Origin of the sequence: Prosthecochloris sp. (assembly GCA_015482705.2) — a bacterium.
In the GTDB taxonomy this organism is placed as follows: Bacteria; Bacteroidota; Chlorobiia; order Chlorobiales; family Chlorobiaceae; genus Prosthecochloris.
On record JADMLA020000008.1, the window covers coordinates 138,473 to 151,297 of the forward strand.

Below are 12,825 nucleotides of genomic sequence, written 5' to 3' on the forward strand. Positions count from 1 at the left end.
ACTCAAGTTTCTCTGGTTTTTTCCGCCGCCGCAACCGTAATCACGTTGAACTCATCGACAGCTATTTTCATATCTTCAAAAATCCTGTAGTTGTATCGTCCTGCCTGTTGATGAAATTGCTCAAGGCTTTCGGACTGCACTGCGTTGATCACAACTCGCCCACCAATGGAAAGCAACGGATCGATACAGGCGAACAGTTCTTCAAGACGCCCGCCATGCCCCCCGATAAACACGGCATCGACTGTTTCCTGATCGCCGGTATACGCGCTATGTTCCTGTAAAAAAAAATCTCCCATTACCTGCCGGATACCCGGAGCGCTGCATTTTTTACTGTTGCGCTCGAGAAGCACAGAGCACTCGCTGCGCTTTTCGAACGCCGTGATGTCGATCTCCGGAAAAAGAAGCCTCGCCTCGACCGAAACCGAACCCGTACAAAATCCGATATCCCAGAAATTACGTGCATTGACAAGACCGAGCCGGGAAAGTGTCGCCAGGCGAACAGGCATCTTGGTGATCATGTTGGGACGACCTTTCATCCCTTCGAACGTACTGTCCGGAATCCCGAAAAGCTTGTCATGAGGCTGGAAAGCGGAGAGGATGATGCAGTTAAGCCCATGAAACGAAAGCCGGACGGCATCTTCCAGACCATACTCACAGACCCGCTCTTCCGCTCCCCCGAGCGCCTCTCCAACGATCATGGTATATTCTGAAAAACCAAACTCGAGCATTCGCTTTGCAACAACAGCAGGAGTTTTCCTCCGGTCGGTCAGGACTCCGATCAGTTGTGCCCCCTCTATCAGGGCACAATCAAGCTCTTGCCAGCCTCTACCCGTAAGAGAAGCATAACGCATCGACTGATAGGGCATCCTGCAGCGATGAGCCAGAAGCTGCAAACTGTGAAACGACGGGTAGTACGTATAAACGGCATCCGGAAAAGCCTTCTGTAACGTAGCGCCGAACCCGTAAAACAGAGGATCTCCCGAAGTAAACGCCAGAATCGGTCCTGGCTCTTCCTTGAAAGCCACCAAAACCTTCCCGATAGGCGGTTTGATGGCTATCCAGTCACTATCGTGGGGCAAAATGGAAGCGACGATCCCTCTGTGGCGTTCACCACCTGCAAAAACCCTGTGTTGGCTTACCGCCAATCTTGCATCCTCGGTAAGCTCCGGCTCAGGGTTATCGGTCAATCCAACAACTGTAATACGATCAGACATCTCTTCCGGGCATCATGGTTTCGGCATCATCGAGGCTCAAGGCTGCATTTACGATAGTCGCCGCGACAGTACTTCCGCCTTTTCTTCCTTCGATAATGACCGCAGGGATTTTTCCTATTACGGCTTTCAACCTCAGTTTCGATTCAATGACATTGACAAAGCCTACCGGAGCTCCGATAATCCCCATAGGGCTATATCGTTTGCGACACAAAAGATCCGAAAGCTCGATCAGGGCTGTCGGTGCATTGCCGACAACATACAGCGCATCAGGGTGTTCCTCTACAGCAAGTCGCATACCTGCCTGTGTGCGGGTGATACCCTGATCGCTGGCAAGAGATTGAACTCTCGGATCGTCCAGATAACAGATCACTTCAATGCCATATCTCTCGATCGCTGCTTTTCTAAAACCCGACCGGACCATGGTCACATCGGTAATGATGGTTGCGCTTCCTGCAGTTAGTTTTTCATGCAGCCGCTCTACCGCCCGGGGAGTGGTATAAAGAATATCTTCGAAATCAAAATCAGCGGTCGTATGAATGGCGTGCATCATCGCCCACTTGGTATCGTAAGCATAGCCACTTCGTTTCAATCGCTTTTCAATCGCACTGAAACTGTCGCTCATGATCGACTGTCCAACGCTCATACTCCCGGTAGCTCCTGGAGAAAAGTAACCCCTTGGCGTGATCATTCTGCAGCCTTCGGCGAAAGTCTGTCGGTTACCGATTATCATAACACTGAACATGTCGAGTGTTTCCGGATCGAAATCGGAAAGAGTAGTGATAACGATACTCTCGTTGTCTCTTTCAGCATGACGCACGATACCGACAGGAGTGTCACCCGAACGCTCTACCAGAAAAAGCTCCTTGAGCCTGTAAATCTGCCAGTATCTCCCGTTGCTTTTCGGGTTGTATACGGCAGTCACAAAATCAGCGCTCGCTGCCGCTCTGATGCGCTGTTCGATAACGTTCCAGGGAGTGAGAAGATCGGAAAGAGAAATAACACAAAAATCATGCCCTGTCGGGGCTCCAAGCTTTGCTGCCGCTGCCTGAAAAGCACTTATTCCCGGCTGAATACTGACGGCGACATTGTCATAATCCTTTTTTTGCGACATTTCCATAACCAGAGGCGCCATCCCGTAAACCCCCGCATCCCCTGAACTGACAACAACAACATTCATGCCCTCGAGAGCGAGAGTGAATGCCCTCTTGGCACGGTCACGCTCTTTTTTCATCCCACTATCGATCAAAAGAACATGCTCAGGTATGAAATGCTCTATCAGTCGTATGTAATAGTTATAGCCGATAACGGCATCCGCCTCCCGTATAGCGGTCAGTACGCGCGGCGCAATCAGATCGAGGCTCCCTGGTCCCAATCCGACAACTGTTATTTTTCCGGACATAGGTTTCTAGAAGATCGATCCTTATTGAATAAAATTATCAGAGATAAATATGGTATGCGCCGTGATTCGAGATCATCGAGGCTACGACTCACAAACTCACGCGGTGTACCGAGATATTCGGCATACACGAAACCGATTCTTTTCTTCTCGAGGTATGAGTAAAGCTTTTCACCAAAAAGGGATAACTTCATCACAACCACCGTTTCATACCTGTCCAGGCACTTATCGAGCTCATCTGTACTTTCAAAATCGGGGAGAACAAGAACTTTATCCGATCCGAGAGCTAACGGTACATGCGCAGAAGCTCCCGCAGCGACAAAAGCCGGTACCCCGGCAACCATCTCCACAGTAACCGAGGCTTTTTTCAGTCTTTCGAGCAAGTGTCCAAACGTACTGTACAACCCTGCGTCCCCGATACATACAACCGCGATACATAAACTGTTTTCAAGGTCCTGCATGATAGAGGAAAAAGCCTTGTCATAAACCTTGTCAACCTCTTTTCTGGGCATTGTCATGGCAACAGGCATGCTTTTCAGCCTGGTCTCCGAGATACCGTGAACCTTCAGAATTTCAAGTGCAAAGCTGTTGACTTCGCCTGATCGGGTCAGGGTCGCCGGGTAATAGATCTTGTCAGCCCGAGCAAGAACCTTTATCGCTTTGATGGTCACAAGCTCCGGGTCTCCCGGTCCCAGTGAAACCCCGTAAACCTTACTTCTCAATGTTGAATCTTTTTTCGATTGAATTCCCTTTCCTTCAAAGCACTTTTTCCCCGGCCGTATGGCCGTATGGCCGTATGTTCATAAGAACTTGCCGAAAGAACCCTCAATCCATACAGGGAAAAAGAGCGGTTTGTTCAGCACGAGCAGAGCAAAAAAAGATGCATGAAACAGAAAGAGTTATTGCCATCTGCAGACTATATCCCGTAGTCCGATATGTATAAGCGACAATTGACTGGCAGGTCTCCTGACTATGGCGGAATTTCTACTGACAACCTTCCCGCTTTTTCCGGGCGGAAAAATGCAGTGATTATCAGTAACTGCTTTCTTCAATGCACGAGGCCATGCACTGAAAAAGACAGTAAAACCGCTGGACAGTTGCGGGTACAGTGTACGATTTTCACGTACTTCCCTATTCTCCGGCTTTTAAACCGGCACCAGCAAAAAAAAGAAAGAACGATGTTTATAGAACGTTATATACCAAAATAATTTTAAAGGGACAATGCACAAACATCAGGCAGCCTGAGTCTCTCCAAAGATTTCACCTATTTTTCTGCGACGGTAGGCGAAAACATACTCGAGTCTGCTCTGGATAAGAAGCATATCGAGCATTTTACCGAAAAAGCCAAAGGGAATTTTATACTCTATGATATCAGTCACTTCGACTCCTCCGTGAATTTCCCTGAAAAGATGCCTGTGATGCCAGTATTCATAAGGTCCTTCTTCCTGCTCATCCTCGAACCCGTGGGGCTGGTCAACATGCGTTATCCTTGTGGACCATTTGACCGGAAAATCGAAAAAAGGAAAAAGTTTGTAGCTGATAATCATTCCCTTCTGTAAACGACCGATAGTGTCCTCATTGGTTATCCTCATATGCATTTCCCGAGGCGTTATGAATACGAGATTCATGGGATCGGCAAAAAAATCCCACACCTCTTCTATTTCAGCAGATATTTTCTGTGTATATATCAACCTGTTGACGTTCATGATTACCTGAACTATTTGATACTTGTGTATCGAATCATTATGTAATGATTCACCATACCATATATAACTGCATAACCACATAAAACTATCCCTTTCGAAACGGGGCATCGATACTGTTTCGCCCTTTCAGGAAACATCTGTTCATCCCTATTTTTCACTGCCCGGAATGGATCAGAAGCAATGTGAAGCACTGGACTACTCGAAAATGGTAAAAGCCACAGTTACAGCAATCCTGTCACCCTCCGAAGCTGAAAGGTCGACGGTTCTTCTGACACGAAGAAACGTTGATCCATTTAAAAACTGCTGGTGTTTCCCTGGCGGGCATATCGACAACGGCGAAACAGCTTTAGCCGCTGTTATCCGTGAATCCGCGGAAGAAACCGGACTTTCAATGCAATCACCGTTTTTCCTCGGTTATTGTGATGAAGTGTTTCCCGAATACAGTTTCCATGCTGTTGTCCTCATGTTCTGCGGAACAGCAACGGGAACACTCAACCCTCAACCCGGTGAAGTGTCGAATATAGGTTGGTTTTCGATCGATCATGCCCGTAAGCTTACCCTTGCATTCAACCATCAGGAAGTCCTCTACCGCTATGAAAAGCATCTTGAAACCACGTAATTCTCCGATTCTTTTTTTGATCGTCTTTTCCGCAATCCTCATCGGATGTGGAAAAACGCAAAAAAAAGAAGCGACGAGAAGCTCTTCGGATAAACCGACGATTGTCAGTCTGGCTCCCAGTATCACGGAAATGATCTATGCTATCGGAGCGGAGCGACAGCTTATAGGCAGAACAAGCGCATGCGATTGGCCTGCAGATGTAAAGAAAGTTCAGGTTGTCGGAGCTTTCGGACAGCCATCTCTTGAAGTCATTACAAGTCTCGTGCCCGACCTTGTAATCGATATCGATCTTGCGGACGAAAACATGGGAGAGAAAATAACCGCACTCGGGATCAGACGGGAACGCCTGAACATTCGTTCCCCTGAAGACATCCCGGCCGCGCTTCGTAAGCTTGGCGAACTGACGGACAACCGTGAACAAGCCGACAGCCTTGCGTTTCTAATCGATGATGGTCTGGAAAATTTCAGGAACACAATCGACACAACTGCTATAACTCCGAAAGTGTATCTGGAAATATGGGATGATCCCCTCTGGACCGGAGGAAAAAGCAGCTACGTCTCAGCCCTCATCACCTATGCCGGTGGTGAGAATATAGGGGATGCCGCTGAAAAGGAATATTTTGAGGTTTCTCCCGAATGGGTTATCAGACAAAACCCGGATATCATAGCCTGCATGTACATGTCGAGAGAAAGTGATGTCGCAGCAGACATTGCCTCGAGACCAGGCTGGGATCATATCCAGGCTGTAAAAAGACAAAAAATTTATGACGATTTCGACAACAGCATATTTCTCCGTCCTGGTCCACGCGTTCTTGAAGGTATAGAACAACTCAGGCGTATTATCGTCGCTGCAAGTAAGGAATAACGCTTGTACACGGAGGCCGAACAAGACGAATAAGGTTTAAAGAGGAAAAAAGCAGCCAATTTTATATCTTTCCGGCTTTACTATTACTTATTACAAACAGCCTCCCTGCATGAAGAAGTCACCTTTGGCGATATTGTTTTTGACAGTGCTACTCGACCTGATAGGGTTCGGTATTGTGCTGCCTCTTCTTCCGACATACGCCAAAGATCTTGGGGCAAGTCCCTTTATGATCGGTATTATTGCCGCTACTTATGCAAGCATGCAATTTCTTTTTTCTCCTGTCTGGGGAAGGCTCAGTGATTTCATCGGGCGAAGACCGGTCATGCTTGGCAGTATTTTTGTCGCCTCTATTTCCTATCTGTTTTTTGCAAAAGCATCGACAATTCCCCTGCTTATCCTCGCCCGCTCTCTTTCGGGTATCGGGTCCGCAAACATCGCTGCTGCGCAGGCCTACATAACCGATGTCACTGACAGTAACAACAGATCCAAGGCAATGGGCATGCTTGGTGCGGCTTTTGGAATAGGGTTTATCATAGGACCGTTGATCGGCGGTGTAGTCAAGACCAATTTCGGAATAGAAATGGTTGGCTTCGTCGCATCGGCGCTTATCGGTTTCGACTTTATCCTCGCGCTTTTCTTTCTTCCCGAATCCAACAAGGAAGCCAAAAAGATTTCGAGTTACTTTGGTGGCACAAGAAAACATTCGGGCAAGCCAAGGCTTTCATCCTTGAAAGAAAAGTCAGCGCTCTATTTCAAAGGTGTTTTTCAAGCGGTGAGCTCGCCACCCATAGCCCTGCTTTTGAGTGCTAACTTCATATTCACCTTCGGCATCGTGAATATGCAGATCGCTTCGATTCTCCTCTGGAAGGAATATTTTTTGGCTTCTGACCAGCAGATAGGCTATTTGTTCGCTTACGTAGGGGTCATTTCAGTTATTGTCCAGGGAGGATTGATAAACCAGCTCAACAAACGTTTCGGAGAACACAAGCTTTTTCTCTGGGGCCACTTGACAACATTCATAGGGGTATTTTTTATACCGTTCATACCACAGACAACGCTGTTCACCCTTGGTTTGGGAATCCTTTTTTTCTTCGGTATCGGCACAAGTCTAGCCAGTCCTATCAATATTTCAATGCTCTCTCTCTACAGCTATACGCAAAAGCAGGGACAAATAATGGGCTACGGACAGTCCATCAATTCTCTTGCGAGAATTTTCGGTCCTGTCAGCGGCAGCATACTCTACGGCATGTACCCTTCGATGCCGTTTATTGTAGCAGGTGTCCTGATGGTAATTGGAACCGTCATATCCCTGAGTTTGTTCAGATACAAAATTGAAGCGTTTGACGCAGCGCCCGAATCATCGGTAAGTCCTCAGACGGTTGAATAGCTGAAAAAGGGAAGATTTTTTTTCGAGAATCCAGATAGTGTTATGTCCTGCAAGGAAAAACTGCCATACAACGCTCTTCCAGATATTCTTTACCGGATCGGAGATATTGCGGACCGGTCCGATACACCCTGCTATCTCGTCGGTGGCTACGTCAGAGATTTATTGATGCGTCAAGCAAGCCAGGATATCGATATCATGATTATCGGTGAGCCTGTATCATTTGCAAAACGAATCAAGCAAGAACTGGACGGCAAGAATTTTGTCGTTTTCGAGAGATTCAGGACAGCCCGATTTGAACTGGAAACCCATGATAGCGGTCCGATGCTGCTCGAAATAGTAGGAGCCCGGAAAGAAAGCTACAATGCCGATTCGCGCAAACCCATAACTGAAATCGGATCGCTCGAGGATGATCTTTCAAGACGTGACTTTTCCATCAATGCAATGGCTGTATCGCTGAATCATGACAATCGAAACTGTCTCATCGATCTTTTCAACGGTTACGATGATCTTCGGAAAAAGGTTTTGAAAACACCTCTTGAACCTGAAAAAACCTTTTCTGACGACCCTTTGCGTATGATGAGGGCGGCAAGGTTTTCAAGCCAGCTTGAATTTCAGCTTGACAGGAAGGCAATGACCGCAATGTCTTCCATGGCGAAACGAATCAGAATTGTCTCGAAGGAACGCATAAGTGTAGAGTTTCTAAAAATCATAGCGAGCCCTAAACCCTCTATAGGACTTATGATCCTCTACAAAACCGGTATTCTGCAGGAAATTTTCCCCGAGCTTACCGCCATGGCCGGGGTTGAACAGGTCGACGGCCTTGGACATAAGGATACTCTGTTCCATACCTTCCAGGTTGTCGACAAACTGTCCGAGAGCAGCGACAAACTGTGGCTCCGAATTGCAGCCCTGCTCCACGATATTGCAAAACCCCTTACCAAACGTTTCAGCAGATCATCCGGTTGGACCTTCCACGGACACGAGGCTGTAGGAACCAAGCTCGCCAGGAAAATATTCAACTCGATGCGCTGGCCGCTCGAACCGCTCCCCTATGTGCAGAAAATGATACGCCTGCATCATCGCCCAATCCCTCTTTCAAAAGGAGAAATCACCGATTCTGCCGTTAGAAGGCTCATGTACGAAGCCGGCGAAGATCTTGACGATCTGATGAAACTGTGCAGAGCTGACGTAACCAGTAAGAATCCTGGTAAAGTCAAGAGGATCATGAACAACTTCAACATCGTGGAAAGAAAAATAGCGGAAGTTGCCGAAAAAGATCTGCTCGCAAAATGGAGGCCCCCTATCGACGGGTGTGATATCATGGAGACCCTCGGCCTTTCCGAGGGAAGGCTTGTCGGCATGATAAAGAAAAAAATGGAAGCCGCTGTCATCGAGGGCGAGATACCTTACAACCGTGAGGCTGCTCTCGACTACATAAAAAAAGCATACCGGGAGATGCAGAATTCATAGCAGGCAGCCATAAGTAAAAAGTAAATGATATATTAAGGCTTTTCGAAAATCCGGATCCTGCAATTGGATCCTCAAAAATAGAGCGCAGTGATACCACGTTACTCACCGAAAGACATGCAAGCCATCTGGACGGACGAGGCAAAGTTCGAACGCTGGTTAAAACTGGAAATAGCAGCTGTAGAAGCTCGCGTTGAATCCGGAGTTGTTCCTCGGGAAGCCCTGGACGCCATCAAAGAAAATGCAAAATTCAACGTTGACGAAATACTTGAAATCGAAAAAGAGACGAAACACGATGTCATAGCGTTCCTCACCAATGTCAATCAGTACGTAGGACCTCAGTCACGCTACATCCATGAGGGGCTGACCTCTTCTGATGTTGGCGATACCTGCCTTGCCATGCAGATGCGCGATGCCGGAAGGATTCTTCTCAAAGATATCGAAAAACTCATCGAAGTACTGGGCAAAAGGGCGGTCGAATTCAAGTATACCCTGGAAATGGGTAGAACACATGGCATTCATGCCGAGCCGACAACCTTCGGTTTGAAACTGCTGCTCTGGCACCAGGAGATGCTTCGAAACCGGGAACGGCTCGAAAAGGCAGTTGAAAACATCTCCGTAGGCAAAATCTCAGGTGCGGTCGGCACCTACCAGCATCTATCACCGGCTATTGAAGCGGCCGTATGCAAAAAACTCGACCTGAAACCATCACCGATTTCAACCCAGATTCTGCAACGTGACCGGCATGCCGAGTTTCTTACGACACTTGCGATCACAGCATCGTCAATCGAAAAGTTTTCCGTTGAGTTCCGCCATCTGCAACGTACGGAAGTCAGAGAAACAGAAGAATTTTTCAGCAAAGGCCAGAAAGGCAGCTCAGCCATGCCGCATAAACGAAACCCGATCACCTTTGAACGCCTGACCGGTCTTGCAAGGGTAGTTCGTTCGAACTCCATCGCTGCTCTGGAAAATGTAGCACTCTGGCATGAAAGAGATATCTCACACTCATCGGTTGAAAGGGTCATCATGCCCGACTCGACGATAGCCCTGTGCTATATGCTTCGGACCTTTACCGATACCCTTGAAGATCTTCTTGTCTACCCGGACAGAATGAAAGAGAACTTCGATACATCCTACGGCCTCACTCTTTCGCAAACATTACTTCTCGCACTTACAGGAAAAGGAATGAGCAGAGAAGAAGCCTATAAGCTCGTGCAACGTAATGCCATGAAAAGTTGGGAACAGAAAATCCAGCTTAAAGAAAACGTTCTGCAGGATCAGGATATCCTCGAACATGTTTCTGCTGAAGAAATAGAAAAACTCTTCTCATCGGAAAGCATACTCAACAAGCTTAGAAAAAGCGTCGACATCATCTTTGCCCGAAGTGGGCTCTGAGAAAATTAACGCCGTTAAGCTTGGTAATATCCGCGAATATTATTAAATTTCGTGCCGTTTTGTCCCCGAACCGGAGGCAATAAAGAGGGTTCGGGGTAGCACAGTACATCTCACATTTCACTGTCACCAGCTATCGGACATATTCATGGAACGCAGGTTATTATTATGCCGATAATAACATAGGAGAGGATTATGCTCTATGTATGCTAAAGTGTTGAAAACATATAAAGGAAAAGCGGAAATCGAGATCTTCTGTACCGAAGCCTCTCAAGAAAATGTGCACTGTGGAGCATGCAGCATGGGCCAAAAGCCCTCGGCGAAACCCCAGACGGTTCTTGCCCAGAACAAGATAGAGGCAAAGCCTGGCGATATGGTCGAATGTGATCAGAAAGAACATGCGGAGGTCAAAGCAGCATTGCTGCTGCTCATCGGCCCGCTGGTACTCTTTATGATAGCGCTTGGAATAGCAAATGCCTTGAACCTCGAACTCTGGCAATCGTTTCTTACCGGCGCAGCGGTTCTTGGAGTGACATATATCGTTCTGAGATATTCGCTGAAGAATAAAACGTATTACTACATCACAGGAATTAAATAACAACGCATGATTAGTGAAGCATTCATACCGGCAGTTGCAAGCCTGGGCTCCGTAGCACTGACGCTCGGTCTTATAATCTTCTATGTTTCCAAAAAATTCCACGTCGAAGAAGATCCCATGGTCCTCATCGTCAATGACATTCTTCCCGGTGTCAACTGCGGAGCCTGCGGGTACCCCAGTTGCGGGCAGTTTGCCGAGGTTCTTGTCGAAACCAGGGATTCATCGATGTCCTGCCCTGTAGGCGGAGCAGACCTTGCCTCGAAGCTCGGCACGACACTTGGCATCACTATGGCTGAACCCAAACCGATAACAGCCGTCGTACTCTGTCAGGGCGACAACGATACAGCAAGACAAACCGCAGAATATTTGGGAATACAGGACTGCTGGGCAGCAACCCAGACCTATGTCGGACCGAAACAGTGTCGCTATTCCTGTATCGGCCTCGGCTCCTGTATCGCTTTCTGCGATTTCGATGCCATGCGTCTGGAAAACGGTCTTGTGGTCATCGATAAAGACCTTTGCACCGGCTGCGCCGCCTGTATATCAGCTTGCCCGACCGGCGTGCTTGTGATGCAGGAAAAGAAAGCGGAACGCTACTTTATAGCCTGTAATTCACATGACAAGGGTGCTGCCACAAAGAAAGCGTGCGACGCTGGTTGTATCGCCTGCCAGAAATGTGTCAAGGTTTGTGAAGACGACGCAATTGTCATCGAGAATTTCCTGGCCAGGATTATTCAGGAAAAATGCACTTCCTGTGGTAAATGTATCGAGGTCTGTCCGACCAAGGTCAACTGTATCGTCCTTGAACAGGACCTCAATGAAGTGAAACAAAAAAAAGCCTCGTAAATGAAGACATTTAAAACGGGAGGTATACACCCTCCTGAAAAAAAGTTCACTGAAAACAGTCCCATAGAAGAGATGTCGGTTCCAACAGAACTGGCCATATCTCTCAACCAGCATCTCGGAAAACCGGCGAAACCTCTGGTAAAAGTCGGGAGCGAAGTGAAAAAAGGACAACTGATCGGTGAAGCAGACGGTTTTATCTCCGCAAACGTTCATGCAAGCACAAGCGGCAAGGTCAAAGCCGTCAAGCCACATCCTCATCCCGGTGGCCAGTACGCTATGACCGTTTTCATCACAGCCGATGGAAAAGATGAATGGGCAGAAGGACTCGATACAGACCCGGTGGACTGGCGAAGTTTTTCGAAAGAAGAAATTATCAACAAGATAAAAGAGGGTGGAATCGTAGGCATGGGAGGAGCCGGGTTTCCGACAAATGTCAAACTCTCTCCTCCACCGGACAAACAAATCGATACCATCATTCTCAATGGTGCTGAATGCGAGCCGTTTCTGACTGCAGATCATCGCCTCATGCTCGAATCGCCCGAAGAAGTTATCGAGGGCTTGGAAATCATCGCTTCACTTTTCTCAGGACAGGCAAAAGCTTACATCGGCATCGAATCCAATAAAAAAGATGCAATCGCAGTCCTTTCGAAGCTTGCATCACCAAAAGGCATCGAGGTTGTTTCATTAAAAACCAAGTACCCCCAGGGTGCAGAGAAACAGCTTATCAATGCAATTACCGGTAGAACTATAGAACAAGGGGAACTCCCGTTCGATAAAGGATGCCTCGTGCAGAATATCGGGACGGCCGTAGCTATTTACGAAGCTGTATGCAAAAACAAGCCTTTGGTGGACAGGATTGTAACGGTTTCCGGCCTTGAAATAGGACACCCCAAAAACATCCGTGCGGTTATCGGTACAAGTTTCAGAGATATTGCCAATTTCTGTGGTGACCCGAAAGAAAAAACCAATCAGATCATTTCCGGCGGCCCAATGATGGGTAAAGCACTCTTCACGCTCGATGTACCGGTTGTAAAAACCACATCGGGCATTCTTTTTGTCAACAATGCCGGTATTGAAAAAGCACGCGAGCGCACCTGTATCAGATGCGGGAAATGCGTCGATGTCTGTCCTCAGGGTCTCGCGCCATGGCTGCTCGCCAATGTTGCTCAAATCCGTGAATTTGATGAAATACAGCTCCTGGGCCTTGCAAACTGCACGGAGTGCGGCAGTTGTACATACGTCTGCCCGTCGAAACGCGAACTTGTTCACTGGATCAAATACGCCAAGGCACTAGTCAATAACCGCCAAAAACGCAAATCAGCTTAAAGGCTCAGT

The 12,825-nt window shown here is 47.6% G+C and carries 12 protein-coding genes and 1 riboswitch; of the genes, 8 read left to right on the top strand and 4 right to left on the bottom strand.

Going from position 1 to position 12,825, the window contains the following annotated elements:
• Positions 1 to 2: 2 nt before the first annotated feature.
• From cbiE to QZ209_RS01600, 4 genes are all read right to left on the bottom strand, one after another.
• Entirely contained in the window at positions 3 to 1,214 is a 1,212-nt protein-coding gene (gene cbiE, locus QZ209_RS01585; RefSeq protein WP_294343933.1) for a precorrin-6y C5,15-methyltransferase (decarboxylating) subunit CbiE, read from the bottom strand.
• Complete coding sequence (cobJ, locus tag QZ209_RS01590) at positions 1,207 to 2,613, bottom strand: precorrin-3B C(17)-methyltransferase (protein ID WP_294343935.1); 1,407 nt, start codon at positions 2,611 to 2,613, stop codon at positions 1,207 to 1,209. Before cobJ ends, cbiE begins: the two co-directional genes overlap by 8 nt.
• A complete protein-coding gene (gene cobI, locus QZ209_RS01595; protein ID WP_294343938.1) occupies positions 2,598 to 3,332 on the bottom strand; it encodes a precorrin-2 C(20)-methyltransferase in 735 nt (244 codons plus the stop codon). Before cobI ends, cobJ begins: the two co-directional genes overlap by 16 nt.
• Positions 3,333 to 3,548: 216 nt before the next feature.
• Positions 3,549 to 3,786, bottom strand: a riboswitch (cobalamin riboswitch).
• Positions 3,787 to 3,842: 56 nt separating this feature from the next.
• Positions 3,843 to 4,316, bottom strand: a complete 474-nt coding sequence (locus QZ209_RS01600) for an SRPBCC family protein (protein ID WP_294343941.1) — start codon at positions 4,314 to 4,316, stop codon at positions 3,843 to 3,845.
• A 166-nt stretch (positions 4,317 to 4,482) separates the two neighbouring features.
• Between QZ209_RS01600 and QZ209_RS01605 the strand changes: the two genes are divergently transcribed.
• The 8 genes from QZ209_RS01605 (at position 4,483) to rsxC (ending at position 12,816) form a co-directional block, all read left to right on the top strand.
• Positions 4,483 to 4,935, top strand: a complete 453-nt coding sequence (locus QZ209_RS01605) for an NUDIX hydrolase (RefSeq protein ID WP_294343944.1) — start codon at positions 4,483 to 4,485, stop codon at positions 4,933 to 4,935.
• Positions 4,922 to 5,800 carry a cobalamin-binding protein gene (locus QZ209_RS01610; protein ID WP_294343947.1) on the top strand — a complete coding sequence of 293 codons (879 nt, stop codon included), beginning with the start codon at positions 4,922 to 4,924 and terminating at the stop codon, positions 5,798 to 5,800. The genes QZ209_RS01605 and QZ209_RS01610 overlap by 14 nt, the downstream gene beginning before the upstream one ends.
• 109 nt (positions 5,801 to 5,909) lie before the next feature.
• Complete coding sequence (locus QZ209_RS01615) at positions 5,910 to 7,187, top strand: MFS transporter (RefSeq protein ID WP_294343950.1); 1,278 nt, start codon at positions 5,910 to 5,912, stop codon at positions 7,185 to 7,187.
• A 42-nt stretch (positions 7,188 to 7,229) separates the two neighbouring features.
• Positions 7,230 to 8,657, top strand: coding sequence for an HD domain-containing protein (locus tag QZ209_RS01620; RefSeq protein WP_294343953.1), 1,428 nt, complete (start codon positions 7,230 to 7,232; stop codon positions 8,655 to 8,657).
• A gap of 87 nt (positions 8,658 to 8,744) precedes the next feature.
• Positions 8,745 to 10,049, top strand: a complete 1,305-nt coding sequence (gene purB, locus QZ209_RS01625) for an adenylosuccinate lyase (protein WP_294343956.1) — start codon at positions 8,745 to 8,747, stop codon at positions 10,047 to 10,049.
• Positions 10,050 to 10,248: 199 nt separating this feature from the next.
• Positions 10,249 to 10,644: a SoxR reducing system RseC family protein gene (locus QZ209_RS01630; RefSeq protein WP_294343958.1), complete on the top strand. Its 396-nt coding sequence runs from the start codon at positions 10,249 to 10,251 to the stop codon at positions 10,642 to 10,644.
• Between the two features lie 6 nt (positions 10,645 to 10,650).
• Positions 10,651 to 11,490 carry a Fe-S cluster domain-containing protein gene (locus tag QZ209_RS01635; RefSeq protein WP_294343961.1) on the top strand — a complete coding sequence of 280 codons (840 nt, stop codon included), beginning with the start codon at positions 10,651 to 10,653 and terminating at the stop codon, positions 11,488 to 11,490.
• Positions 11,491 to 12,816: an electron transport complex subunit RsxC gene (rsxC, locus tag QZ209_RS01640; protein WP_294343964.1), complete on the top strand. Its 1,326-nt coding sequence runs from the start codon at positions 11,491 to 11,493 to the stop codon at positions 12,814 to 12,816.
• Positions 12,817 to 12,825: the final 9 nt, after the last annotated feature.